This window comes from Streptomyces sp. SudanB182_2057, assembly GCF_964272715.1.
Lineage (GTDB): Bacteria > Actinomycetota > Actinomycetes > Streptomycetales > Streptomycetaceae > Streptomyces > Streptomyces rubradiris.
This window is the reverse complement of sequence record NZ_OZ186798.1, coordinates 1155730-1180860: the sequence shown is the minus strand read 5'-3', so window position 1 is coordinate 1180860 and position 25131 is coordinate 1155730. Positions and strand designations below refer to the sequence as shown.

Below are 25131 nucleotides of genomic sequence, written 5' to 3'. Positions count from 1 at the left end.
CGTCACAGGGCCGGCAGCACCGAGGCGCCGACGGATTCGATGAGGCCGGTGGGAGGGGCGTACGAGCCGACGTGCTGGAGGAAGACCCCGTCGACGCCGTCGGCGTGCAGGGCGCGCAGCCGCCGGGCGATGTCGTCGGCGGTGCCGAACAGGCAGAACCCCTCGGCGAAGCGCAGCGCCGCCGCGTCGTCGACCCAGGGGGTGACGGCCTTCACGGCGGCGTCCCAGTCCTCGGCGTGCGCCAGGTCCGGATAGACGCTGTCGATGACATCGGGGGGCAGCGGACACGTCGACGTGGATCCCCGCGAGGGGCGAGGAACGGGGTGCCGCCGTTGCGGGCGATCGCCGTGCAGATGGGCTTGATCCGGCGGGCGGCGACCACGATGTCGTCGGTCACCTCGCAGTACGCGGACACGGTGAGCGGCACCGTCCGCGCCGCGCGCCCTGCCGCGTCCGCACCCTCCCGCACCCCGGCGGTGGCACTTGCCAGGGTGCGGGGTGAATCGCCGCTGAACAGGATCACGCCGTCGGCCGCCTCGCCGGCGAGGCGGAGGTTGCGGGGCCCGCTCGGCGCCACGATCCGGTCGGCGCGGTCGCAGGGCGGGACTTGGATACCGACCTTCAACCGGGCCCCCGGATCGCTCACTTGGCGTTCCGCGCCGTGAGGTCGAGGGCGATGTCCGTGATCATGTCCTCCTGGCCGCCCACCATGCCGCGGCGGCCGACCTCGACGAGGATGGTGCGGGTGTCCAGGCCGTAGCGGGCGGCGGCGGCCTCCGCGTGGCGCAGGAAGCTGGAGTAGACGCCCGCGTAGCCCAGGCTCAACGTCTCGCGGTCCACGCGCACTTCGCGGTCCTGGAGGGGGCGGACGAGGTCGTCGGCGGCGTCCATCAGCGGAAACAGGTCGCAGTGGTGCTTCCAGCCCAGCAGGTCGGCGACCGCGACGAACGCTTCGAGGGGACAGTTGCCCGCGCCCGCGCCCTGGCCGGCGAGGGAGGCGTCGACGCGGGTGACGCCCTCCTCCACGGCGACGACGGTGTTGGCGACACCGAGCGCGAGGTTGTGGTGGGCGTGGATGCCCAACCCGGTGCCGGGGTCCAGGACGTCGCGGTAGGCGCGGAACCGGTCGCGGACGCCGTCCATCGTGAGACGGCCGCCGGAGTCGGTGACGTAGACGCAGTGCGCGCCGTAGGACTCCATCAGCTTGGCCTGGCGGGCCAGTTCGGCGGGCTCGGCCATGTGGGACATCATCAGGAACCCGGCGACGTCCATGCCCAGCTCCCGCGCGGCGGCGATGTGCTGGGCGGCGATGTCGGCCTCGGTGCAGTGCGTGGCGACGCGCACCGACCGGATGCCGAGCGCGTGGGCCTGCTTGAGGTCGTGGATGGTGCCGATGCCGGGAAGGAGGAGCGTGGTGGGGATCGCGGTGGTCGTGGCGTCGACGACGGCCTCGATCCACTCCCAGTCGGTGTGCGCGCCGACCCCGTAGTTGACGCTGGAGCCGGCCAGGCCGTCGCCGTGCGCGATCTCGATGGCGGCGACCCCGGCGGCGTCAAGGGCGGCGGCGATGGTGCGGGCCTGCTCGGTGGTGTAGCGGTGCCGGACGGCGTGCATGCCGTCCCGCAGGGTCACGTCCTGGACGTAGAGACTGGTCACTTGGCGGCCTCCGTCGCGTGGTGCGCGGCCATGCGCTCAGCGGTGCGCAGTGCGGCCGACGTCATGATGTCGAGGTTCCCGGCGTAAGCCGGCAGGTAGTGGGCGGCGCCCTCGACTTCGAGGAAGACCGACACCTTCAGCGCTTCACCCGTCCCGGCGGGCGCGAGGGTGTGCAGCGGGTCGCCGGGGTTCACCGTCTCGTACTGCACCTTCTGCTTGAGGCGGTATCCGGGCACGTACGCCTGGACGCGGCCGGCCATCTCCTCCACGGAAGCCGTGACGGTCTCCTCGGCGCAGGCGGAGACGACGCAGTGCACGGTGTCCCGCATGATCAGCGGCGGCTCGGCCGGGTTGAGGACGATGATCGCCTTGCCGCGCGCGGCGCCGCCGACCTGCTCGATGGCGGACGAGGTCGTCTCCGTGAACTCGTCGATGTTGGCGCGGGTGCCGGGACCGGCCGAGCGCGAGGAGATCGAGGCGACGATCTCGCCGTAATGGACCGGGGTGACCGCGTTGACGGCGGCGACGATCGGGATGGTGGCCTGGCCGCCGCAGGTGACCATGTTGACGTTCGGCGCGCCCAGGTGAGCGTCGCCGTTCACCGGCGGCACGACGTACGGGCCGATCGCGGCCGGGGTCAGGTCGATCAGGGTGCGGCCCAGGGGGCGCAGGACGTCCTCGTGGTGGCGGTGGGCGCCAGCGGAGGTCGCGTCGAAGACGTACTCCACGTCCGCGAACTCGTCCATCTTCACCAGACCCCCGACCCCCGCGTGGGTGGTGGCGACCTTGAGGCGGCGGGCGCGGGCGAGGCCGTCGGAGTCCGGGTCGATACCGGCCATCGCGGCGATCTCCAGCGACTCGGACAGCCGGAGAATCTTGATCATCAGGTCGGTGCCGATGTTGCCGGAACCGATCACGGCGACCTTCGTACGGCCACTCATGCGGTGTCTCCCGTCTGTGCGAACTGCACGCTGATACGGCCCAGTTGACTGATGCGCGCCTCGAAGCGGTCGCCGGGCGCGGCGACGGCCATCGGGCCGAGCGCCCCGGTGAGCACGACGTCCCCGGCCTTGAGCGGGTCACCCGCGGCAGCTAGCGTCGAGGCGAGCCAGGCGGCGGCGTTGAGCGGGGAGCCGAGGCAGTCGGCGCCGGTGCCCGTGGAGACCGGTTGCCCGGCGCCCTCGCGCGTCATCGTCATCCGTACGGCGCGCAGGTCAAGGCCGGTCAGGGGCACGGGCGTACCGCCGAGGACGTACAGACCGCTGGAGGCGTTGTCGGCGACGGTGTCGACGATGGTGATGTCCCAGTCCGCGTTGCGGCTGTCCACGATCTCCAGGGCGGGGAGCGCGAAGTCGGTCGCCCGGATCACGTCCGCCACCGTTGTCGCCCGGTGCGGCAGGTCTGCCTTGAGGATGAGGGCGACCTCCGCCTCGACCTTCGGCTGGATGAGCCGCCCGGCCGCGACGGTGCCGCCGTCGGGGACGGCCATGTCGGCGAACAGGGCGCCGAAATCAGGCTGATCCACGCCGAGTTGGGACTGCACGGCGGGGGACGTCAGCCCGATCTTCCGGCCGACGAGACGCCGCCCCGCGGCCAGGCCGCGCTCGACGTTGACCCGTTGTACGGCGTACGCGGTGTCGATGTCGCCCTCGGCGAGCAGGGACCGTACGGGCGGACAGGGCTCGCCCGAACGCTCCGCGGAGAGCAGCGCGTCGGCCGCCTTCGTCACCTCGGCGGCGCTCATCGGGCGCTCACCAGCGGGGTGTCGACGCCGACCGGGCCGAGCGGGGTCGCCCCGCCGGGGGAGCCGAGCGCGCTGTCGCGGCCGGGCAGGACCTCCACGAAGAAGTTCCGGTTGTCCTCACGGAAGTCGGGGTCCGCCTTGCGGTCCACCGTGATCGCCTGCTCGGGGCAGGCGACCTCGCAGGCGCCGCAGTCGATGCACTCCATGGGGTTGATGTAGAGCTTGCGCTCGCCCTCGTAGATGCAGTCGACCGGGCACTCCTCCATGCAGGACCGGTCCATGATGTCGACGCAGGACGCGCCGATGACGTACGCCATGGTGTGTTCAGTGCTCCTTCTCGGTGGAGTGCCCGGGGAACAGGGCGGCCTCCGGGTCGATGACGGTGGCCGCGTTGTTGACGGCGGTGGCGGCCTCGCCGAAGCCGACCGAGATGAGGCGGACCTTGCCGGGGTAGTCGGTGATGTCGCCCGCGGCGAAGACCCGGGGCAGGTTGGTCGCCATGTGGGTGTCGACGGTGATCTTCCGGGCGTTGAGGTCAAGGCCCCAGTGCTGAAGGGGGCCGAGGTCGGCGAGGAAGCCGAGCGCGGCGACCACGGTGCCGGCCGGGACGAGGCGGGTCTCCTTGCTGACGCGGTGCCGGATCTCCGCCTGCTCCACCCGGTCGCCGCCGATGAGCCGGATCACCTCGCAGTCGGTGACTGTCTCCACGCCGAGGTCGCGGACCTTCTCGACGGACGCCGCGTGGGCGCGGAAGCGGGCCGTGCGGTGCACGAGGGTGACGGAGCGGGCGATCGGGGCTAGGAGGGCCGCCCAGTCGAAGGCGCTGTCGCCGCCACCGACGACCACGACGTCGCGGTCCGCGTGCACGGACGGGTCCGGCACGAAGTACTCCAGGCCACGCCCGAGGAACTCGTCCCCGGCGGGCAGCGGGCGGGGCGTGAAGGTCCCGACGCCGCCCGTGATGACGACGGCCCTGGCCCGCACCGTCGCACCCTGGTCGCTGCGGACGACCGGCAGGCCGTCGGCGTCGTGGGTCAGCTCAGCGGCCCGGTGGCCGAGGAGATAGCGCGGGGAGTAGGGCTCTGCCTGGGCGACGAGGCCGTCCACCAGATCGCGGCCGCGCACGGACAGGAACCCGGCGATGTCGAAGATCGGCTTCTCGGGGTACATCGCGCTGATCTGTCCGCCGAGCTGCGGCAGGACGTCCATCACGGTCACGGTCAGGCCGCGGAACCCGGCGTAGTACGCGCCGTACAGGCCCGCCGGACCCGCGCCGATGATCAGGACGTCGGTGGTCAGGACGTCGGTGGCGCCGGTGAGTTGGCTCATGCGGTGAGCGTAGGAACGGGGTGCGGTTCTCCCTACGGAGTTGTTCCGGTGAGCAGGACACGACTGGTCAAGAGGGTGCGACGGGGGCGTCGCGGACCGGAACGCGGCGAGGGACCCGCCGTCCGGCGGGCCCCTTCGTGCTCGTGCGAGGTGGTGCGGTCTTCATGCTCGTGGGAGATGGCGCGGCTAGGCGAGCGATCTGCCGATGCCCAGCGCGGCGGTCCGCAGCGCCGTCGCGTACCCCGTCGCGTCCATCCGGTAGGTGGGCGCCGTGATGGACAGCGCCCCCACCAGCGTGGTGCCCCCGGCGAACACCGGAACGGCCAGGCTCGCGTACCCGAGCCGGATCTCCTCGGACTCCAGGACGATGCCCTCCTCCCGGATCCGGTCGAGCTGGGCGCGCAGGCGGCCCGGCGAGACCACCGTGTGCCGGGTGATCGGCTTGAGGCCGCCCCGGACCACGTCGACGAAGAGCGACGGCGGCGAGTACGCGAGGATCGCCTTGCCGGTACCCGTGCAGTAGAGCGGGAGCCGGCCCGCCACCCGGGACTCCGCGTTCAGCCCGCGGTGCGGGAAGATCTTGTCGAGGTAGACGACGTCCAGGCTGTCGTGGATGGCGAAGTGGATGGTCTCCCGGGTGATCAGGAGAAGGTCCTCCATGTACGGCTGTACCGCCTCGCGCAGGATGCGCTGCCGGTGTACCCGCTGGCCGAGTTCGAACAGGCGCAGGCCGAGCCGGTAGTCGCACCCCTCGCGCTCCAGCAGCCCCCAGGTGACCAGCTCTTGGGCAAGCCGGTGCACCGTGGCCTTGGCCGCTCCCGACCGCCGCACCAGCTCGGCGAGCGAGAGTGCGGCGTCGTCGGAGGTGAAGGCCTCCAGGATCGGACGGACCTTCCCCAGAACGGAGTTCATGGAGTCGGCGCCGCCCGCATCCTCGCTGTCGGGATGTCGCTCGGCGCGGCGTGCGGAGAGGACGAGGCCCTGCGGCGCCGGGGCGGCGAGGGCGTGGTGACCGGCCAGTGCTGCGTCGGCCGGCGCCTTCATGCCGACTGCCCCGCGTCCGCGGCGGCCGGGTCGATGACCGCGACGCCCATTCCGGTGAGCCACTCGGGCATCGGCTCGTACGCCAGACGCCGGGCCGGCGCGTTATCGAGGGCGGCGGCCATCAGCAGCCACGTGCGCAGCTCCTGCGCGCCGTTGCCCGCGGCCTTCTCCAGTTCCTCGGACGTGAACTCGGTGAGGCGGTGTGCCTCACCCCGCTCGAGGAGGCCGAGGAACTCGTTGTCGAACCCCGGGGTGAGGGACGCCTCGGCGGCCCGGATGATCTCGCGGCGGCGCTTGTCGTAGTCCTGCCAGTTCTCGCGCCCGTTCAGCCAGGCGCCGACCATGAACTCCTCGTCGTCGCCGTGCGGTTCGCGCCAGTCGGGCCAGGGCAGCCGGTGCGAAAGACCGCCCGAGCCGACCACCGCGACCCGCCGGTCGCCGGGGAAGGAGAGCACGGCCTCACGGATGGCGTACCCCAGTTCCTCGCACCGCTGCAGGGTCGGCAGCGGATGCGCGAAGACGTTCACGACGAGCGGCACGATCTCCACGTCGAGCCCGTCCAGCAGGTACTGGATGGCGTGGGACTGCCCGTGGTCGATCTGGAGCCGTGCGGAGAATGCAGGGTCGAACCGGCCGCTCTCCACCAGCGAGTCCGCGATGTGCTGCGCGAGCGGCACGTCCACCGGCTGCGGGCCCTTCGGGGTCCCGGACTCGCCGCTGGCGATACACTCCCCGACGCCCAGCGTGAACGGCGGGATCAGATCGAGCCAGAACCCGCGGAAGTGGTTAGAGCCGATCAGGACGACGGTGTCGGGGCGGACCCGGGCCAGTTCGGCGCGGGCCGCGCCGAGCGCGTCCCGGAACCGTTCGGCCCGGTCCTTGTGGATCGTCTCCTCCCAGTGCGTGTTCATCAGGGTGCTGTGGGAGGCCCCCACGCCGAGCACGATCTCGCTCATGCCGATGCTCCTTCCGGCTGCGCGGGTGCCTCGCACTCCGCGCGGGAACGGGTGACGGTGTCGACCGCCGTGCGGATCAGGTGGCGGGTCAGTCGCTGCATCTCCTGGACGGAGACGGTGTTCATGCCGCGGGCGAAGTCGATGCCGAAGGGCGCCTTGGTCACCTTCGGCATGCCGACGCGGACGGTCGGGATGCCGCGCCCGCGCAGGATGTTGGCGTCGGTCGCGCCACTGTTGCCGTTCACGATTTCGTGCGGCCGTCCTTCGAGCGCCTCCCATCCGGCGACCGCGCTGCGGAAGACCCAGCTCTCCCGGCTGGTGGTGGTTCCCGGGATGGCGAGGATCATCTCGACCGTGGCGTCGAGCCCCGGCAGCGTGCGCTTCAACTCCGCGATCGCCGCGGCGAATTCACGCTTCGCCTGCATGGGCTTGGTCTCCGGCGCGATCCGCAGGTCGACGCGGAGGGTGCAGGCCGCCGTGGTCACGGCCGCCATCCGCGGCCAGCCGCCGCGCACCGACGACACGACGCCCTGCGGTGCGACCGTGCCGCCGGTGTGCCGCTTGGCGTACTCGGCGAACCACTCCTCCAGGTGCCGCACGACGTCGCCGGCGCGGCTGATCGCGTTGTCGTACGGGAGCCGGTGCCGCGATCCCACGTACGTGTGGGTGCCATGCACCGTCACCTCGAACCAGACGAGGCCGACCTCGTCCCACGACACGGTCCACCCCGGCTTGGCGATGACCGCGTAGTCGGTCCACACGCCCTGCTCCAGGAGGAACGAACAGCCAGCGCCCTGACCGGTGTTGAGCCGGTCGCTGCCGGGACGGGCGTTGGTCGGCATGCCGCCGGCCCCGAACGCCGCCACCAGATCCCCGGTCAGCGGCACACCGGCAAGCGCGACCGCCTCGGCGGCCATCATCACGCAGGCCGCGTGCCCTTTGGGGTTGGAGGCGCCGAGGCCGGTCACCAGGTCGTCGTAGACGGTGGCCTCGGGCCGCATGTCCTCGCGCAGCTTCGGTCCGATCCACGGCACGTCCTCGCTCTCGTCCCCCACGGTGAGCGTGTCGATGGGCGCGTACAGCATGAGATCGGGGCCGGTGCCGTCGCCCTCCAGGCGGGCCCAGGCGTTGGCCTGCCGTGCGTCGATCGGCTGAGCGGCCGCGCGCAGGCCGACCGAGGCGAGGGTCTGGGCGATGTGTTCGGCGAGCGGCCGCTCGTCACCGGTCGGACTGGGGATGCCGACGAGCCCCACGATCAGCTCGCGCAACCGCTCGTCGGTGACGTGTCGCCACGCCTCCGACACCCAGGCGCGACGCTGCTCGTCGAGCCCCGAGAGCCCGTCGAGACCGTCGAGTTCGGCGGCGCCCGTCACTGGTTGATCCGGTGGACCTGGGTCATGGTCTTCTCCGCGAACAACTGCTTCGCGCGGGGCAGTGCCACCGCGACGGCGGCACCGAGCAGGATCTTGCAGAGGGTGCGGGCCATGATCAGGCCTCCTTTTCGATGATGCCGGTGGTGTTCGAGGTGTCCGAGGTGTCTGTGGCGGGTCCGGTGAAGCCGGCGGCGGCGAGCTTCTTGGCGTAGTCCTCCTCGACGAGGTTGCGCCAGGAGGTCAGCGACACGTCGGGGCGGTAGAGCTTCTCCGGCGGCGCGTCGGTGATGTCGACCATCCAGGCGTCCTGGCCGGAGAACTGGCCGTGGAACAGCCAGCGGATGGCGCCGAGGTACTTGCCGTAGAAGCGCAGGGTGTCCCAGCCCTGCTTGAAGTTGACCATCACGCCGACGTACATGTGGTGGTCGTCGTCGATCGGCACGTAGAACTCGTAGTGCATGAAGGTGGGGTAGGCGATCCGCAGCATGCCCGGCATCGTCAGGGACGCGAAGCCGGGGAAGTTCTGGGACTCGATCACCGGGTCGACCTTGTCGGACGCGCCGGTGTTGCCGAGGTTGAACGTCCCCTCCGGCGGCTGCTTCATCCACCACCGCTTGTTGGTCCAGCGGCCCACGCCCGGGAAGTCGGCCTCCCAGTAGACCTCGTCCTGCACGCGGTAGATCCAGCGGCCCTTCGGCACGATCCGCGTGATGTTCCACGTCGGCATCGGCTTGAGCAGACGCCAAAGAGCCGTGCGGTGCAGGTACTTGGCATGTCCCTCGTCGAAGCCGTTCTCACAGGCGAAGCGCCAGTTGCCGCCGCGCGGATCGAAACGGCCGCCCATCACGAAGGCGTTCGACACCAGCTCCTCGGGGAGCTGCTCGTCGATCGGGTGCGGCTCCTCGTCGGCGATCGGCATGTACACCCAGACCATGCCGATCCGCTCCTCGACGGCGTACGTGCGCACGCCCAGCTTGCCCGTGAGGCGGCAGCCGGGGCCGTCGGTGATGACCGCGGACAGATTGCCGGTGGGCAGGTCGAAGGTCCAGCCGTGGTAGGGGCAGCTGACGGTGCCGGGGAACTGCTGGTTGCCCTCGGACAGGGGGACGCCGCGGTGCGGGCAGCGGTTGTGCAGCGCGTACACCTTGCCGCTGTCGCGGATCAGCGTGATCTTCTCGCCGCAGAGCGTGAAAGGCTTGGGGTCGTTGGTGATGTGGCTCGCCCAGGTGACCGGGTACCAGTAGCCGCGGAAACCGGACGCCGCGTTGTCGTAGTGGGGCCAGGACGACCAGTCCTGCCGGCCAATCTTGTCGGGGGTCGCGCGGGGCGGCTGGTCGGCCTTGGCGGGTGCCTTCGCTGCGGTCTTCCGCGCGGCGGGGGGGCGTTCGCTCGTCGTCATCTCGTCATGGCCTCCTGCTCCGGTGGGGTGTGCGGCACGAGCATCCGGCGCGGTGCGACGCCTGCCTATGAACCTGTTCCGGTGAACGGACCGTGACCGACGGGGGACCGGTCAGCGAACCGTCTCCCTTGATCGCTCACGGAGGCGGCGGACAGCATCCGTCCATGAACCGGATGACGATTCCCGGCCTGGTCGTCGCGGCGGTGGCGGACCACGGCGACCGGGCCTTCCTGACCGTCGACGGAACCCGGCGCTCCTACGCGCAGACGCGTACGGACGCCGCCACGATGGCCGGCGCGCTGGCGGCCCGAGGCTGCCGCCCGGGCGACCGCGTGGCGGCGCTCCTGTCCAACCGCGTCGAACTGATCGACCTGGTCCTCGGCTGCGCCTGGCTCGGGGCGGTCGTGGTCCCGCTCAACACGGCGCTGCACGGGCGGCTGCTCCGGCACGCCCTGGACGAGGCGCAGCCTCAATTCCTGTACGTGGAGCAGGCGTTCGCCGACCGGGTCGCCGAAGCGGGGTTCTCGGGAGAGGTATGGGTGACGGGTTCGCCGCAGGCGCCCGGCCCCGGGATCGAGCAGGCGCTGGACCCCTACCCGTCCCGCCCCGGTGACACGGCCGCGATCCTGTTCACCTCCGGCACCACGGGCCCGTCCCGGGGCGTGCGCTGCCCGCACGCCCAGTTCGCCTGGTGGGGCCGGAACGTGGCAGGCCAGCTGCGCCTGACCGCCGCCGACACCCTCTACACGTGCCTCCCGCTGTTCCACACCAACGCCCTCAACACCCTGGCCCAGGCGATGACCGTCGGCGCCTCGATGGTGGTGGACCGCAGGTTCTCCGCGTCGCGGCACTGGCAGCGGGCCACCGAGACAGGAGCCACGTGCGTGTACGTGCTCGGCGCCATGGTGCCGATGCTGCTCGCCCAGCCGCCGGGCCCGGGCGACCGTGCGCATCGGGCCTGGCGCGGCCTCGGCCCGGGGACGCCCGGCCCGCTGTGGGAGGTGTTCCGCGAGCGGTTCGGTGTGGCGCTGGTCGACGGCTTCGGCTCCACGGAGACCAACGCGGTCATCGGCTCGGTGCCGGAGGACTGCCGCCCCGGATACATGGGCACGGTGCGCGACGGCTTCGAGGCGAGGGTCGTCGACACGGAGCTCTCCGACGTGCCGGACGGAACCCCCGGCGAACTCGTGGTCCGCACCGACCAGGAACACGCCTTCTCCAGCGGCTACTTGGGCGAGCAGGCTCTGGACCCGGGTTCCTGGCGGCGCACGGGCGACCGCGTGGTGCGCGAGCCCGACGGCTGGTTCCGCTTCGTCGACCGCGTCAAGGACTGCATCCGGCGACGCGGCGAGAACATCTCCTCGTACGAGGTCGAGACCGCCCTGCGCAGCCACCCCGGCATCGCGGAGGCCGCGGCCTTCCCGGTCCCGTCCGACCTCGCCGAGGACGAGGTGATGGTGGCGGTGGTCCCGCGCACCGGGTACGCGCTCGACCCGGCGGAGGTGGTGCGGCACTGCACGACGGAACTGCCCGCGTTCGCGGTCCCGCGGTATGTGGACGTGACCCGGGAGCTGCCGCTCACGGAGACCGGGAAGGTACGGAAGTCCGTGTTGCGGGAGCGGGGGGTGACCGGGGGGACGTGGGACCGGTGCGGCTAGGGGCTGTCAGTCGGCTCCACGTGCGCGTCACGCGTGGGGGTGCCCCGTCGCTTCGTAGGGAGCCAGGAACGGCCGCAGGGCCGACAGCATCTCCTCGGGTGATTCCTCGGCGGGGTAGTGGCCGCACCCGGGCTCGCCTTCAACCGCCTGGCAGGGGTCAACGAGGAGCTGGTCCGCGGACGGGAGGCGCTCTACTTCGGCCACCAGTTCGCCACGAAGGCGGGCAAGCCGCTGCCCGAGCGTGCCGTGCAGTACTACATCGACGTACTGGCCTCCGACCCGGAAGCACTGCGCTGCAGTTTCGAGTTCCACCGCGCGCTGGACGCGCCCATCGAGTGCCAGAGCCGGTCGTTCGTCTCGTGGCTGCCGAGGAGGGGAGCGGAGGGGGAGAGGCGGTCCTGGCGGAGTCGTCGGGGGAGGCTTCGGCGGAGTCCTCGGCCGGCTCCCCGTCCCTGGACGAACTCGCCACGTTCGTGGTGGCCGTCAACCAGTCGCTCGCCGTGCTGAGCCGCGCCGGGACCCCGGACTCCGAGCTGCGATCCGTGGCCCGCCTCGCGTGCTCCACCGTCGCGAACGCCCTCACGCCCAGCTGACTTCCGGCCCGCGGCACGTGCGGGCCCCAACGACGCGTGGCCGGGCGCGGATGCACGGGGCGCCGACCCGCCCCATGCACCCGCGCCCGGCCGCCGCCGCGCGCAGTCCCGCCTGCTCACCCGGGCAGCAGAACCGCCCGCCCCCGGACGCGTCCGCCGCGCAGCGCGTCGAGCGCCGCAGAAGCCTCGGCCAGGTCGAACTCCTCGACCGCCAGGGAGAGTTCGCCCTCGGAGAGCCTGCGTGCCAGGTCGCTGGAGACCTCGCGGGCCCGGCGCTCCTGGCGGATCATGTTCACCGGGAGCAGCGCCACCTCGTCGAGCAGCCAGCTCGGCAGGTCGAGCTCGACGTGCGGGCCGGCCACGTAGCCGATGACGACCGCGCGTCCGCCCCGGCGCACCCACCGGCTGCGGCCGACCAGGCCCGAGCCGCCCAGCGTGTCGACGAGCAGCGAGGCCGCGCGATCCTGGGCGAGACCCTCCGCGTCGTCCAGCGTCACGGCCTCCACGCCCTTCGGCACGTCGGCCAGCTGGTCCGCCCGGCCGACCACGCCGGTGACCCGGGCGCCCGCGGCCAGTGCCTGCTGGGCGACCATCGCGCCGACCGCACCCGCGGCGCCCACGACGACGACGTTCTCGTCCTGACCGATCCGGGCGACATCGTGCAGCGCCACGTACGCGGTTGTCGCGGGGACGAAGAAGCTCGCCGCCACCGCGGGGGGGAGCGGAGCGTCCAGCGGCGTGACGGCCTTGCGCTTCACGCTGACCCGCTCGGTCCACGTGCCGTCACGCAGCAGGCCGAGACCGCCGCCGCGCAGCACGACCTGGGTGCCGGGGACGAGGTCCGAGTCGGCGTCCGCCTCCAGGACCGTGCCCGCGCCCTCGACGCCACCGATGTACGGGAGCGAGGGCTTGAGATCGAAGTCGCCGGACGCCACGGTGACATCGAGGTGCGAGACACCGCCGGCCGTCACCTGGACGAGGACCTCGCCCGGTGCGCGGACGGGCTCGGGCACCTCGTCGAGGACCGGGGCGGCGCCCCAGTCGTGGAACCGGACCGCCCGCATCAGCCGGCGGCCTTGCCGATGAACTCGAGGCTGAGCGCGTTGTAGCGCTGGGCCTGCTCGTGCTGCGGCCAGTGCCCGCAGTTCTCGAAGAGTTCGAGGCGCGAGCCGGGGATGCCCTCGTGCAGGGCCGTCGCCTCGGGGGTGTCGCCGAACGGGTTCTGGCGTCCCCACACGACCAGCGTCGGCTGGGTGATCTGCGCCAGGTGCTCGGGGCGCAGCAGGTTGCGCCGGCGGCGCTCCATGTCCTGGAGGGAGAGGAGGTTGTCGACGCCGGCGACGAACTCGGGTGTGTGATAGATCGCGTGCCGGACCTCGACCAGTTCCTCGGTGGCGGAGGCGTCGTCGGCCATGAGGAGGCGCATCCGCTTGCGGGTGAGCTCGATGTCGTCGGAGGTGACGGCCTGCTTGGTGCTGGTCCGGATGCGGTCCATCACCTCGGGGTTGGCCACCGTGCCCCCGGAGCAGAGGAATTGGAGGCTGCGCACCCGGTCGGGGTGGTCGATGGCGGCGCGGGCGCCGACCCAGCCGCCCAGCGACTCGCCGACGATGTGGACGCTGTCGACCCCGACAGCATCCAGGTAGTCGAGCAGGTGGGCGACGTAGTCGGCGATCTCGTACGGCTTGTCGGGCTTGCCGGTGTAGCCGTGGCCGAGCATGTCGATGGCGTGCAGGTCGTAGGCGGCGTGCGCGGTGATGTTGCGCGCGAAAGCCTCCAGATGACCGCTGGTGCCGTGCAGGAAGACGACGGCCTGGCCGTTCGGGTCACCGGCGCGCAGGGTGCGGGTGGGGACACCGGCGGCGTCGACGTACTCGACGCGGAAGGGGGTGGGGCTGATCTCCGTCCAGATGGACATGGGGCGTTCTCCGTAGGGCAGTCGGGGAGGGGATGAGGACTCAGCTCAAGGAGTCTCAGCTTAGGGAGTTGAGGAAGCCGCTGACCACCGAGTGGTACGCCTCGGGGCGCTCCTCCTCAAGGTGGTGGGAGCTGTGGTCCATCACGTGGAGGTTCCCGTTCGGCACCATGCGGGCCAGCATCAGCGGGTAGTCCGGGGTGAGGAACGCGTCCTGCATGCCCCACATGAACAGCGTGGGGGCCTGGATCTGCCCCAGTTCCTCGGTGAGGTCCTGCCACTCGCCGCGCGGCGAGTCGGACATGGCCGCCAGCGCGCGCTCCTCCTCGTCGAGGCTCTGCTCGTAGCGCATGGTCAGCGTCTCCTCGGGAAGCTTCGAGCCGTCGTACCACTCCAGCTTCGTGATGAGGTCACGCAGCTTCTCGCGGGTCGGGCCCTCGCCGCCGTAGTAGATGTCGCGGGCCGTGCGACCGCGGTGCCCGTTCTCGGGGAGCGGGGCGAGCGGACCGTAGAAGACGGGCATGCTGCCGGTGATCACGAGGGACCGGACGCGCTCCGGGTACTTCGCGGCGAGGTTGAGGGCGATGGTGCCGCCCCACGAGCTGCAGATGAAGTCGGCGCGCTCGACGCCGAGCGTGTCGAGGAGGCCGACGGTCTTCGCCGCGTGGTGGTCCCACATCGGGCCCTCGATCGGGGACTTCTCCGACTTGCCGTACTGCTGGATGTCGACGAGCAGACAGCGCCGGTCGGCGGCGAAGAGGTGCGCTACGGGCCCGAAGTCGCTCCACGCGGTGCAGCCGGGGCCGCCACCGTGCAGGAACACGGTGTCGGGCCCCGAGCCGAGGTCGTGGTAGTGGTAGCGGATGCCCGCGCCGTCCGCGTAGTGGCTCTCCGGTGCAGGTGACATGTGCGTCCTTCCTCACGAAACCGGGGGGTGCGGTGTCGACCTCATCACCGCGCCGGGCGCGGGCCCAGCGTCGCGGTCCGTTCAGCGAACCGCTCCCGCTGGGCGGCGTGGGCCGCGCTCACTGCGCGGTGTATCCGCCGTCCACGTGCAGCAACGCACCGGTGGTGTAGGACGAGCCGGCGTCGAGCAGCGGGAGCACCGCGTGCGCGATGTCGTCGGGCGTGCCCCAGCGGCCCAGCGGCACCTTCGCGGTGAAGGCGGCCTGGGCTGCGGCGTCGGTGGCGGCGTCGTTCTCGTTCATGGGGGTGCGCACGGGGCCGGGCGCGACGCAGTTCACGGTGACGCCGGTGCCGGCGACCTCCAGGGCCGTCGACCTGGTCAGTGCGGCGACCGCGCCCTTGGTGGCGGCGTAGCCACCCCGTTCGGGGGCGCCCGTCGAGCCGAGCACGGAGCCGATCGTGACGATGCGGCCGTGACCGGCGTCGAGCATGCCGGGCAGGACGGCGCGGATCGCCAGCCAGGTTCCGATGACGTTGCTCTCGAAGGCGGCGCGGAAGTCGTCCGGCGTGAGGTCGAGCACCGAACCGCGGGCCAGCTGGCCGGCCGCTGTCACCAGGCCGGTGACGGGGCCCCACAGTTCGGTGGCCCGGCTCACGACGGCGGCCAGCGCGTCGGCGTCGGTGGTGTCGGCGACCAGCGCCAGCCCGCGGTCTCCCGCGATGCTCTGGAGCTGCTTCTCCGCGGCGCGGCAGCGGTCCTCGGACCGGCCGGTGACCACCACGGGGCGCCCGGCGCGGGCCACCGCCTCCGCGACGGCCAGGCCGATGCCGCTGGTGCCGCCGGTGACGAGCACGGGGCCGTTGTGCGTGGCTTCTTCGGTGTGCTGGGTCTGCTGTTGGGAACTCATTCGCCGAGCATGCGGAACGTAAGCGAACACGCCAACGCGGACGGTCCGGTCACCGGAACCGGACCACCCGCGTCGGCTCAGCCCTACCGTCCGGTGAACACCGGCGGCCGCTTCTCCAGGAACGCCTGGAGCCCCTCGGCCGCGTCGGCGGTCCCGGTCACTTCGTCCACGCCCTTGGCCTCGCGCTCCAGGGCCTGTTCGACGGGCAGCCCGTATCCCTCGTCGACGACGCGCTTGAGCAGGCCGATCGTGGCCGTCGGCTTCTCGGCCAGGCGCTGGGCCCGCTCGGCGACCACCGCGTCGAACTCGGCCTGCGCCACCACCACGTCGACGAGGCCGAGCTCCAGGGCTCGCTGCGGCGTCAGCCGTTCGGCCTCGATCATCAGGCGCTTCGCCAGGTGGGGGCCGACGAGCCGGGGGAGCCGCTGACTGCCGCCGGCTCCCGGGAACAGGCCGAGGCTCATCTCCGGGAACCCGAACGTGGCCGCCTCCGAGAGGATCCGCAGGTCGCAGGCGAGCGACAACTCCGCGCCGCCGCCCAGGGCATGGCCGTTCATCGCCGCGACGACCGGCTTGGACGCCTGCTCGATCAGCCGCTGGACCTCGATCCACCGGCGCATCTTCGCCTGGTTGCCCGCCGACAGGTCCCGCATGACGGCGATGTCGGCGCCGGCGATGAAGAACCGTCCCGTGCCGGTGATGACGATGCAGCGCACCTCCGGATCGGCGGCCAGCGGCGTGAGGACCGCGAGGAACTCCTCGATCATCGCCGGGTTCACGGCGTTCGCCTTGGGCCGGTCCACGCGGACCGTGGCCACGGCGCCGTCGTGCGTCACGTGCAGTACTTGGTCGACCTGGTTCGTCTTCGTCCCGCTCATTCGGTCACTCCCTCGGCGGTCAGCGCCGCCAGCTGTTCGTCGGTCAGGTCAAGGAGCTCGCGCAGCACCTCATTCGTGTGCTGGCCGAGGAGCGGTGCGGGCCGGTCGAGCCCGCCGGGCGTCGCGGCCAGCCGCGCGACGATTCCCTCGTGCGGGACCGGCCCGGTGAGCGGATGGTCGAGCACGGTGTAGAAGCCGCGGGCGGCGAGCTGCTCGTCGGCCTCGATGAGGTCCTGTCCGGTCGCCACGACCGCCGCCGCCACGCCCTCGGCCTGGAGCAGTTCGGCGAGCTTGTGGCCGTCCTGGGCGCGTGTCCAGGCGGCGAGGGCGGCGTCGATCTCGTCCTCGTGCGCCCGCCGCGTCGCCAAGTCGCCCTCGGGCGCCGGGAGTTCGACGAGGCGTGTCAGGGCGTGCCACTGCGCTTCGTCCGTCACCGACACCGCCAGCCACCGGTCGTCGCCGGTCACCGGGTACACACCGTGGGGCACGGCGTGCGGCGACCGGTTCGGATGCTCCGCCGTGCGGGGGTCGGGGGCGCCTGCGCCGAGGACGGGCTCCAGAGCCGCCGGGCCCATCGTCGAGGCCATCGCCTCCAGCTGGGACAGATCCACGTGACCGCCACGGCCCTGGGCCAGCAGGTCGAGCGTGGCGAGGACCGCGGAGTTGGCGGCGATCATGTCGCCGAGCCCGAAGGTCAGTCCCTGCGGCGGGCCGTCCGGGTCGCGGGTCTCGTAGGCCAGCCCGGACATCGCGGCGAGCGTGTCGGCGAAGGTCACGGCCTTGCGCCAGGGCCCGGTCTGGCCCACCCCCGCCATCGACACCAGGATGATGTCCGGGTTCAGCTCGCGCAGCGAAGCGTAGTCCATGCCCCACTTGGCCAGCACACCCGGGCTGAAGTTCTCCACGACGACGTCGCAGTGCGGGACCAGCTCGCGCAGCAGCCGCTGGCCCTCGTCGGTGCGCAGGTTGAGGGCGACGCTGCGCTTGTTGCGGTTGAAGTTGATGAAGTAGCCGCTGTCGTCGGGATCGGAGCCCGGCCGCAGATGCATAGAGGGCGCGAAGCGCGTGGGGTCCTTGCGGTGCCGGGACTCGACCTTGACGATGTCCGCGCCGTGCTCCCCGAACTGCTTGGTCACGTACGGGCCGGCGAGCACCCACGTCAGATCGAGGACCCGAAAGCCTTCCATGGCCCGGGACTTGGGCTGCTCCTGCTCCTGGCGCGCCCGACCGGTGTGGCGCCACGGAGAGTCGCCCTCCGCCTCCCGGATCGCGGGCAGGGTGACCGGGCGGGGGAGCGCCGCCCACGGGAAGCCGACGTCCTCGACGCCGCCGTCGGGCAGCCCTTCGCCGGTGACGGTGACCAGGGAGGCGCGGTCGCGCAGCTGCGGATGCTCGGTCAGCCGCTCGGGCGGTACGACCTCGGCCCACGGCAGGGCGCGCCGCCGTGCCTCCTCGGCGATCTCGGCGGTGGGCAGCCCCTTCGCGAACTGCCGGACGATCTCGTCGACATGGGGGCGCTCGCGCCACCGGAACGCGGCGTCCTGCCACCGCTCGTCGAGCAGCTCACCGGCCGCGCCGCGCTCCGCCATCCACGTCAGCAGATCCGTCCACATCCGGGGGCTGCCGGAGTAGCCGCCGGCCACATATCCGTCCGCCGTCTCGAAGATCTGGTGCGCGACGTGCTCGTACACCCCTGCGCTGCGTACGGGGAAACGTCCGGCGTGGACCCAGGCGATGGCGGCGGTCTCCAGCGTGGCGGCGACGGCCTCCTGCGCGGAGATGTCGACGAGCTGAGGAGTGCCCGACACGACGGCGAGCAGCGCGCCGATCGCCGCGTGGGCCCCGGCGATCTGGAACGCCTGCTCGCGCGGCGGCGGCTTGGGCTGTCCGTCGGGGCGCCCGCCGAGCCAGGTCATGCCGCCCGCCGATGCCAGGACCAGATCGTCGACGACCCAGTCGCGGCGCGGTCCGGTCAGACCGAACGGCGTCACCACCACGTGCACGGCGTGCGGCCAGCGGGACGAGCCGTCCGCACGCAGGCCGCGCAAGTCTGCGTACGGGCCGCTCTCCAGTACGACATCGGCGCCCGCCGCGAGCGCGTCGAGCTCCGCCGCGTCGCGCACCGTTGTCCAGCGCTTGCCCGCGTGCCAGTGCGCCCGGGCCGCGGGGCCGAGACCGGCACCCGACTCGGTCCGTACCACATCGGCGCCGATCCCCACGAGCAACCGGGCGCCCTGGAAGGCGAGTTCATCGGTCAGGTCGAGCACGCGCAGCGGCGTCTGGTCCGGATCTGTTCGCACCACGGCTCCTCCCCTCACATGTCCGCAGCCTTTGCGGCATCTCACGATCACGGTGGGAGGGGAGGCGGGCCACCGGTGTGTTCTGCTGGCCGGACCGGGACCGTCGCCGCGAGCGCTCAGCCCGTGACGATGCGCACGGCGGTCGGCTTCGGTTTCGGTGTGCGCACCGTGCGAGCCGGGTCGTACGACCTCTTGCGCGCCACACCCCGCGCGATGCGCTCCGCCGTGTCCTGCAACATCGCGAGGTGCCGCTCCACCGACACCTGCGTGACCGGTCCGGTGATCGACAGCGCCGCGTACTCCGACCCGGCCAGCACCACCGGTACGGCGAGGCTGGCGTCCCCGATCCTGACCCCCTCGAGCTCCAGCGCGTACCCCTCCCGCGCGGCCCTGGCCAGCCGCTGGGCCAGGACCTGCGGGTCCGTGACGGAGCGAGGGGTCATGGCGGGCAGCCCCTTGGCGACGAGCTCCGCGACCCGCTCGGGTCCGTCCGGAGCCAGGGCGAGCAGCACCCGACCGGTCGCCGTGCAGGAGGCGGGCAGCCGGCCGCCGACATAGGAGTGGGTGAGGACGTTGGCCTCACCTGCGATCTTCTCCAGGAACAGGACGTGGGTCCCGTCGAGGACCGAGAGGTGCACGGCCGTGCGGGTCCGCGTGAACAGGTCGGTCATCAGCGGCCGGGCCACGGTGCGCAGCACGGAGGAAGCGGGCACCCGCTGCCCGAGCTGGAAGAGCCGGATGCCGAGCTCGTACCGCTCGCCGTGCCGGTCGAGCAGCCCCCACTGCACCAGTTCCTGGGCGAGCCGGTACGCCGACGCCTTGGGCACGCCCGACCTGCGGCTCAGCTCGCTCAGCCGCAGCCGGTCCGCGCCCGACTCGAACGCGGCGAGCAGCAGCTGCGCCTTGCCCAGTACGGAATTGGGCAGCAGGACATCCTCTTGCACGTACGACCCCATTGGCGTCCCCTCACTTCGTCTCGTGGCGACACAGGCCATTCGAAGTGCAACAACGCCATGTTGCATAGAGGGGCGGGGACGTAAACATCAGGCAACAGGTGCGCCGATGTGCTCCTTCCGTGCCTGGTCGGCGGGGATTTCGAGGCCGCGCGGCACCTGTGCGAAGAAGACCAGCGCCACCAGCGTGACGAGCGCCATCCCCATGGTCAGCAGGGCGACCGGCAGGAAATGGCCCGTGGCGGCGAGCAGCGCCGCCGCCGCGAGCGGGGACAGCCCGCCGGCGATCGCCGACGACAGCTCGTGGCCGAGCGCCATCCCGGAGTACCGGGTGCTGGTGCTGAACAGCTCGGAGAAGTACGAGGGCTGGACCCCGATCATCGCCGCCATGGCGACGTGCCCGACGACGAACGCCACGCACACCCCGGCGGTCGTCCCCGTGTCCATGAGCAGGAAGAAGGGCGCGGCCCACACCAGCATGCCGATGGCCCCGCCGATGTAGACCGGCCGCCTGCCCACCTTGTCGGAGAGCCGGCCGAAGACGACCATCATCGCCGAGTCCACCAGCATCGCGACGATCCCGGCCCACAGCAGCACGTCCGAGGAGATCCCCACGTACGCCCCGTATACGAGGGAGAAGGACATGAAGATGTAGCTGGCGCCGCTGTCGGCGAAGCGCAGGGACATGGCGAACAGCAGCTGGCGCGGATGGCGGCGCAGCACTTCCCGCAGCGGCGAGCGCGCCGGGGCATCGGCCTCCGCGGAGTCCGCCTCGAAGCTCTCCGTCTCGCCGAGGTTGCGGCGGATGTAGAGGCCCACCATGAAGATGACCGCGCTGGCCAGGAACGGGAGCCGCCAGCCCCAGGCGAGGAAGCCGTCGCCGGACACCCGCTCGGCCAGCCACAGCGCCAGCGCGGAGAGCACGAAGCCCAGGCCCATGCCGCACGAGCTGAACGAGGCGAAGAAGCCGCGCCGCTCGGCCGGGACGTTCTCGGTGATGATGAGCACGCCGCCACCCCATTCGCCGCCGGCCGCCGCGCCCTGAAGAACCCGGAGCAGCACCAGGAGCAGCGGCGAGAGCAGACCGGCCGTGGAGTACGAGGGCAGCAGCCCCATACAGAAGGTGGCGGCGCCCATCAGGGAGAGCGTCCCCATGAGGGCGACCTTGCGCCCTCGCCGGTCACCGATGTGGCCGAAGAGCACGCCGCCGATGGGCCGGGCGGCGAACCCCACGGCGTGTCCGGCCAGCGCGGCGATCGTGCCGAGCAGCGGATTCTCGCCGGAGGGGAAGAAGACCTGGCCGAGAACCAGTGCGGCGGCGGTGGTGTAAAGGAAGAAGTCGTACCACTCCATCATGTTGCCGGCGACGGACGCGATGATCACGCGCCGCGCCGTCGAGGCGCCCTCGGTCGTGGTCGTGCGGGGCATAGGTGCTCCTTGCCATTAGAGCCTCGGATCGATGGAGCGTACGAACGGCCGCAAGGCGCCTCAATCGTGCCGGTCCGTCAGGCGAGACACCGCGCTGTCCGCGGACCTCCCGGAGTGCCAGGTTGCCGCCACCTCGACAGCACTCCGACTCGGAGGTCGTATCCGATGTTCCGCCACCTCAGGCCGGGCGTGCGCCCGGCCGCCGCTGTGTGCACCCTGTTCGCTCTCCTCCTCGCCACCGCCTGCGGGGCGGGCACCACCGACTCGGCGGGTTCCGCGGACGGCAAGAACCCGACCGTGCGGCTCGCGCTCGGCGTCGACGCCGCGTACGCGCCGATGTATCTCGCCATCGAGCGCGGCATGTTCATGAAGGAAGGCGTCGATGTCCAGCTGATGAAGGTGGAGGGCGGCCCGGCCGCCGCGCAGGCGGTCACGGCCGGCACCGCGCAGATGTCCGCCAACGCCGACTCCACCGCCCTCCCGCAGATGGTGAGCAACCCGCAGCTGCGGGCCCTCGGCGTCTTCCAGTCCTCGGGCCGCCTCCTCAAGGTCGTCCTGCGCAAGGGCATCACCTCGCCGAAACAGATCAAGACGATGGGCTCGATCCAGGGCATCGGCCTGTACGCCACGCACCAGTACCTGGAGCACAACGGCATCGACCCGGACTCCGTGAAGATCCAGCAAAGTTCACCGCAGGAGATCCCCACCATGCTCCAGCGCGGCGACATCGACGGCTACATCCTCTTCGACCCCTGGGTGACCAAGGGCGTCGAGGCGGGCGGCCACATCGCCGGAGCCACCGGCGACTTCGGTGTCACGTACCGGCAGTGGCTGCTCGCGGACCAGAAGTGGCTGAAGGACCACCAGGACGTCGCCGGGAAGGTGTTCAAGGTGGTCGCCGAGGCCGACCGGCTGGTGACGAAGGACCCGCACGCGGCCGCCCTCGCCTCCCATGAGCAGGCCCAGCTGCCGGTGGCCGGGACGGAGAAGGCCATCGGCGAGATCTCCTTCACGTCCCGCGCTCTGACCTCGGCCGATGTCACGTCCTCGCGCAAGATCGTGGACTTCCTGCTCGTGGAGAAGCTCGTCAAGAGCGCACCCGACTACGACACCGTGCTGCTGAGTGGCTGGTACGGCCAGCACGCCAAGTGACCGGCTCCGACGAGCCGCGTCGCGACCGTCCCACTGAGCGGACCGCCGCGCATGCGCCTGCCCTCCGAGCGGCAGTACCGTTCGCCAACTCGCGGCCCCGCACCCCGATTTCCCGCCGAGAAGCGCCCCCTTCCGAGGTGACCATGCAAACAGTGTCCCGCTCGACATCCCGCCCGATTCGTCGCATCGCCGGAACTCTTCTCTGCACCGCCGCACTGACCTTCGTGACCGCCTGCGGTGCCGGCACCACCGACTCCGGGGCCGACGCGGGCTCGGGCGGGGCGGGTGATCCCCACATCCGGATCGCCGTCGGAGTCGACGCCGGGTACGCGCCGTTCTTCGGGGCCGACGCCGAGGGGCTGTGGGCCAAGCACGGGGTCGACGTCGACCTCGTCCAGTTCGCCAAGGGCGGTGAAGGAGTCGACGCGCTCAACGCCGGGCAGGTCCAGATGGCGGGAAACTCCGACGTCACGACCATCGGCCTGCTCGCCCAGAACCCGAAGCTGCGCTCCCTCCTCGTGTACGAGCAGTCCGGTCGCTACCTCAAGGTCGTCCTGAGGTCCGGGGTGAAGTCCCCCGACAAGATCCGCAAGATGGCCGTCGTGCCGGGCCTGTCCGAGCTGGCGACCACGCGGTTCCTGGAGTCGAAGGGCATCAAGACCGACTCGGTCAAGTTCGTCACGGCCGACCCCGCCGAGATCCCGGCCCTCACCAACAAGGGCGACGTCGACGCGTACGTCCTGTGGGAGCCGTGGCCGTCCAAGGGCAAGGAGCTGGGCGAGCGGATCCTGGAGTCCACGGGCGACTACGGCTTCAGCTACCAGCACTGGCTCCTGTCGACGTCGCCCTGGCTCAAGGACCACAAGAGCACCGTCGTCAAGGTGGCCGAGGCCCTCGAGGAAGCGGCCAAGAAGACCGAGAGCGACCCGCAGGCCGCGGCGAAGGCCACCAAGGACGCCGCGAAGATCCCCACCGACCAGACGGTGAAGGCGGTGAAGGAGATCGACTTCGGCGTCCGCGACTTCACCGACGAGGACCTGAAGGGGTACCACGACACGGCCGACTTCTACGTGAGCACCGGCAAGGTCAAGGCGCGTCCCGACGTTGCCGGCACCGTTCAGCGCGGCTGGCTTCCCGAGAACACGAAGGGGTCCTGATGACCAAGGGGATGGAGAAGGAGACGGTGGCGCAGACCCGGGCCGCGGCAGCGGTCACGGTTGCGGCCCCCCGCGCCGCGGCGCAGGCGGCGGCCGGCCGCGGTGCGGCCCTGCGGGTCGAGGGCGCGGGCATCTCGTTCGGGGAGTTCCAGGCCGTCCAGGGCATCGACCTGGACATCGCGGCCGGGGAGTTCCTCTGTCTGCTCGGGCCGAGCGGCTGCGGCAAGTCCACCCTGCTGTCGGCGATGGCGGGATTCATCCAGGTCAGCGAGGGGTCCCTCACCGCGGACGGCGTCGCCGTCCGCGGCCCCGACCCCGAACTCGGCATGGTCTTCCAGAGCAGCGAGGCCCTCTTCGACTGGATGACGGTGCAGCAGAACGTCACCTTCGGGCCCCGTATGCGCGGCCGTTCCCGCGCCGAGCAGAACCGGGTGGCCGACGAGTTCCTCGGCCTGGTCGGGCTGCGCCACTGCGCGGACCGCTACCCCGGTCAGCTCAGCGGCGGCATGCGCCAGCGCGTCCAGATCGCCCGGGTCCTGGCCAACGAACCGGGCGTCGTCCTCATGGACGAGCCCTTCGGCGCGCTCGACGCCCAGACCCGGCAGGTGCTCCAGCAGGAGACGGCCCGCATCTGGAGCGCGTCCGGCTGCACCGTCGTCTTCGTCACGCACGACATCGACGAGGCGATCCTGCTCGCCGACCGGGTCGCCGTGATGACGGCCGGCCCCGCCGCGTCGATCAAGTCCCTGTACACGGTGGACCTGCCGCGCCCCCGCGACGAGTCCGACCCCGCAGCCCTGCGCCTGCGCAGCCGGCTGCGTGAGGACATCGGAGAAGAGGTGCGCAAGGCCATGCGCGACCAAGGACTCGACGACCGGCCCGACCGAGAGGCGAAGGGCGCATGACGATCACCACCACCGAGACCCCGGCCCCGACCCGCACCCGCGCCCGCCCGCGGCGCACCAGCGGGGCCGGCGCCCAGGGGCTTCGCACCCTCGGCCTGTACGTCGTCGCCATCCTCGTCGGCCTGGGCGTCTGGCAGCTCGTGGCCATGAAGTACGGCCCCTCCCTCGTGGCCTCCCCGAGCCAGACCCTGTCGGCCGCCCGAGAACTGGCGTCCGACGGCACCCTGGGCAACTCGGTCATCGCCTCCAGCCGCCGCATCCTGATCGGCTGGGGCCTCGGCGTCGTCGTGGGCGCCCCGGTCGGCCTGCTCATCGGGCAGATCAGGCTCGTGCGCCAGCTCCTGGAGCCGTACATCGAGTTCTTCCGCTTCATCCCGCCGGTCGCCTTCGTGACCCTGGCGGTGGTGTGGCTGGGCATCGGCGAGACGCCGAAGGTCGTCCTGATCTTCTACACGGCCGTCTTCATCGTCACGCTCAACACCAGCGCGGGCGTGATGTCCGTCAACGAGTCCAAGCTGCGGGCCGCCGCCAGCCTCGGAGCCAGCCGCCGCCAGATCCTTCAGCGCGTCGTGCTGCCCTCCACCGTCCCGTACATCCTCACCGGCGCCCGGCTCGCCATGGGCAACAGCTTCCTGACGATCGTCTCCGCCGAGATCGTCGCCGCCCAGGTGGGCCTCGGCTCCCTGATCTGGACCTCCCGCAACTACGGCCGCATCGACTGGGTCTTCGTCGGCATCATCACGCTCGGCATCCTGGGCCTGGTCTACGACCGGATCCTGCGCCTGATCGCGATGCGTGTACTGCACAAGTATGGAGCTAAGGTGTAAACGAGGTCGCAGGGATCAACGGGAGTCGGGGCACAGTCCAACGGGGGAAG

Annotated in this window: 25 protein-coding genes; 6 read left to right on the top strand and 19 right to left on the bottom strand. The window is 71.5% G+C overall.

All coding sequences use genetic code 11. The features are described from left to right. Nucleotides 1-2 precede the first annotated feature (2 nt). The 11 genes from ACSURM_RS04830 to ACSURM_RS04780 form a co-directional block, all read right to left on the bottom strand. Nucleotides 3-215, bottom strand: a complete 213-nt coding sequence (locus tag ACSURM_RS04830) for a hypothetical protein (RefSeq protein ID WP_436953703.1) — start codon at nt 213-215, stop codon at nt 3-5. Further along, nucleotides 212-646: an LLM class flavin-dependent oxidoreductase gene (locus ACSURM_RS04825; RefSeq protein ID WP_436953702.1), complete on the bottom strand. Its 435-nt coding sequence runs from the start codon at nt 644-646 to the stop codon at nt 212-214. Before ACSURM_RS04825 ends, ACSURM_RS04830 begins: the two co-directional genes overlap by 4 nt. Continuing rightward, nucleotides 643-1656 (bottom strand): 4-hydroxy-2-oxovalerate aldolase, encoded by a 1014-nt coding sequence (gene dmpG, locus ACSURM_RS04820; RefSeq protein WP_436953701.1) that lies wholly within the window; start codon nt 1654-1656, stop codon nt 643-645. Before dmpG ends, ACSURM_RS04825 begins: the two co-directional genes overlap by 4 nt. Beyond that, nucleotides 1653-2597, bottom strand: a complete 945-nt coding sequence (locus ACSURM_RS04815) for an acetaldehyde dehydrogenase (acetylating) (protein ID WP_436953700.1) — start codon at nt 2595-2597, stop codon at nt 1653-1655. Before ACSURM_RS04815 ends, dmpG begins: the two co-directional genes overlap by 4 nt. Further along, entirely contained in the window at nt 2594-3400 is an 807-nt protein-coding gene (locus ACSURM_RS04810) for a 2-keto-4-pentenoate hydratase (protein WP_436953699.1), read from the bottom strand. The genes ACSURM_RS04815 and ACSURM_RS04810 overlap by 4 nt, the downstream gene beginning before the upstream one ends. Continuing rightward, a complete protein-coding gene (gene fdxA, locus ACSURM_RS04805) occupies nt 3397-3717 on the bottom strand; it encodes a ferredoxin (RefSeq protein ID WP_207818556.1) in 321 nt (106 codons plus the stop codon). The genes ACSURM_RS04810 and fdxA overlap by 4 nt, the downstream gene beginning before the upstream one ends. A gap of 7 nt (nt 3718-3724) precedes the next feature. Next, nucleotides 3725-4729 carry an NAD(P)/FAD-dependent oxidoreductase gene (locus ACSURM_RS04800; protein ID WP_436953698.1) on the bottom strand — a complete coding sequence of 335 codons (1005 nt, stop codon included), beginning with the start codon at nt 4727-4729 and terminating at the stop codon, nt 3725-3727. 186 nt (nt 4730-4915) lie between these two features. Then, on the bottom strand, nt 4916-5773 hold the full coding sequence (locus ACSURM_RS04795) for an IclR family transcriptional regulator (RefSeq protein WP_436953697.1): 858 nt from the start codon (nt 5771-5773) through the stop codon (nt 4916-4918). After that, on the bottom strand, nt 5770-6729 hold the full coding sequence (locus ACSURM_RS04790; protein WP_436953696.1) for a catechol 1,2-dioxygenase: 960 nt from the start codon (nt 6727-6729) through the stop codon (nt 5770-5772). The genes ACSURM_RS04795 and ACSURM_RS04790 overlap by 4 nt, the downstream gene beginning before the upstream one ends. Then, nucleotides 6726-8102 carry a M20 family metallopeptidase gene (locus ACSURM_RS04785; RefSeq protein ID WP_436953695.1) on the bottom strand — a complete coding sequence of 459 codons (1377 nt, stop codon included), beginning with the start codon at nt 8100-8102 and terminating at the stop codon, nt 6726-6728. Before ACSURM_RS04785 ends, ACSURM_RS04790 begins: the two co-directional genes overlap by 4 nt. Nucleotides 8103-8217: 115 nt before the next feature. Continuing rightward, nucleotides 8218-9501 (bottom strand): aromatic ring-hydroxylating oxygenase subunit alpha, encoded by a 1284-nt coding sequence (locus tag ACSURM_RS04780; protein ID WP_436953694.1) that lies wholly within the window; start codon nt 9499-9501, stop codon nt 8218-8220. 164 nt (nt 9502-9665) lie between these two features. On the opposite strand from ACSURM_RS04780, the gene ACSURM_RS04775 reads away from it, so the two are divergent. Both ACSURM_RS04775 and ACSURM_RS04770 read left to right on the top strand, forming a co-directional pair. Then, nucleotides 9666-11159 carry an AMP-binding protein gene (locus tag ACSURM_RS04775; RefSeq protein WP_436953693.1) on the top strand — a complete coding sequence of 498 codons (1494 nt, stop codon included), beginning with the start codon at nt 9666-9668 and terminating at the stop codon, nt 11157-11159. Nucleotides 11160-11518: 359 nt separating this feature from the next. After that, nucleotides 11519-11752: a hypothetical protein gene (locus ACSURM_RS04770; protein ID WP_436953692.1), complete on the top strand. Its 234-nt coding sequence runs from the start codon at nt 11519-11521 to the stop codon at nt 11750-11752. A 116-nt stretch (nt 11753-11868) separates the two neighbouring features. Here ACSURM_RS04770 and ACSURM_RS04765 read toward each other — a convergent pair whose 3' ends face one another. From ACSURM_RS04765 to ACSURM_RS04730, 8 genes are all read right to left on the bottom strand, one after another. Continuing rightward, nucleotides 11869-12816 carry a quinone oxidoreductase family protein gene (locus ACSURM_RS04765; RefSeq protein WP_436953691.1) on the bottom strand — a complete coding sequence of 316 codons (948 nt, stop codon included), beginning with the start codon at nt 12814-12816 and terminating at the stop codon, nt 11869-11871. Then, nucleotides 12816-13670, bottom strand: a complete 855-nt coding sequence (locus tag ACSURM_RS04760; RefSeq protein ID WP_436953690.1) for an alpha/beta fold hydrolase — start codon at nt 13668-13670, stop codon at nt 12816-12818. Before ACSURM_RS04760 ends, ACSURM_RS04765 begins: the two co-directional genes overlap by 1 nt. Nucleotides 13671-13725: 55 nt before the next feature. Next, nucleotides 13726-14574 (bottom strand): alpha/beta fold hydrolase, encoded by an 849-nt coding sequence (locus ACSURM_RS04755; RefSeq protein WP_436953689.1) that lies wholly within the window; start codon nt 14572-14574, stop codon nt 13726-13728. Between the two features lie 118 nt (nt 14575-14692). After that, nucleotides 14693-15481 (bottom strand): SDR family NAD(P)-dependent oxidoreductase, encoded by a 789-nt coding sequence (locus ACSURM_RS04750; protein ID WP_436953688.1) that lies wholly within the window; start codon nt 15479-15481, stop codon nt 14693-14695. Between the two features lie 83 nt (nt 15482-15564). Continuing rightward, on the bottom strand, nt 15565-16359 hold the full coding sequence (locus ACSURM_RS04745; RefSeq protein ID WP_436953687.1) for an enoyl-CoA hydratase/isomerase family protein: 795 nt from the start codon (nt 16357-16359) through the stop codon (nt 15565-15567). Further along, nucleotides 16356-18659: a CoA transferase gene (locus ACSURM_RS04740; RefSeq protein WP_436953686.1), complete on the bottom strand. Its 2304-nt coding sequence runs from the start codon at nt 18657-18659 to the stop codon at nt 16356-16358. Before ACSURM_RS04740 ends, ACSURM_RS04745 begins: the two co-directional genes overlap by 4 nt. Nucleotides 18660-18775: 116 nt before the next feature. Continuing rightward, entirely contained in the window at nt 18776-19603 is an 828-nt protein-coding gene (locus tag ACSURM_RS04735) for an IclR family transcriptional regulator (RefSeq protein WP_436953685.1), read from the bottom strand. A gap of 99 nt (nt 19604-19702) precedes the next feature. Then, a complete protein-coding gene (locus ACSURM_RS04730) occupies nt 19703-21040 on the bottom strand; it encodes an MFS transporter (RefSeq protein ID WP_436953684.1) in 1338 nt (445 codons plus the stop codon). A 165-nt stretch (nt 21041-21205) separates the two neighbouring features. Between ACSURM_RS04730 and ACSURM_RS04725 the strand changes: the two genes are divergently transcribed. From ACSURM_RS04725 to ACSURM_RS04710, 4 genes are all read left to right on the top strand, one after another. Then, nucleotides 21206-22192 (top strand): ABC transporter substrate-binding protein, encoded by a 987-nt coding sequence (locus ACSURM_RS04725; RefSeq protein WP_436953683.1) that lies wholly within the window; start codon nt 21206-21208, stop codon nt 22190-22192. Nucleotides 22193-22335: 143 nt separating this feature from the next. Next, nucleotides 22336-23349 (top strand): ABC transporter substrate-binding protein, encoded by a 1014-nt coding sequence (locus ACSURM_RS04720; RefSeq protein ID WP_436953682.1) that lies wholly within the window; start codon nt 22336-22338, stop codon nt 23347-23349. Next, nucleotides 23349-24254, top strand: coding sequence for an ABC transporter ATP-binding protein (locus tag ACSURM_RS04715; protein WP_436953681.1), 906 nt, complete (start codon nt 23349-23351; stop codon nt 24252-24254). Before ACSURM_RS04720 ends, ACSURM_RS04715 begins: the two co-directional genes overlap by 1 nt. Continuing rightward, on the top strand, nt 24251-25081 hold the full coding sequence (locus tag ACSURM_RS04710; protein ID WP_436953680.1) for an ABC transporter permease: 831 nt from the start codon (nt 24251-24253) through the stop codon (nt 25079-25081). Before ACSURM_RS04715 ends, ACSURM_RS04710 begins: the two co-directional genes overlap by 4 nt. Nucleotides 25082-25131 lie beyond the last annotated feature (50 nt).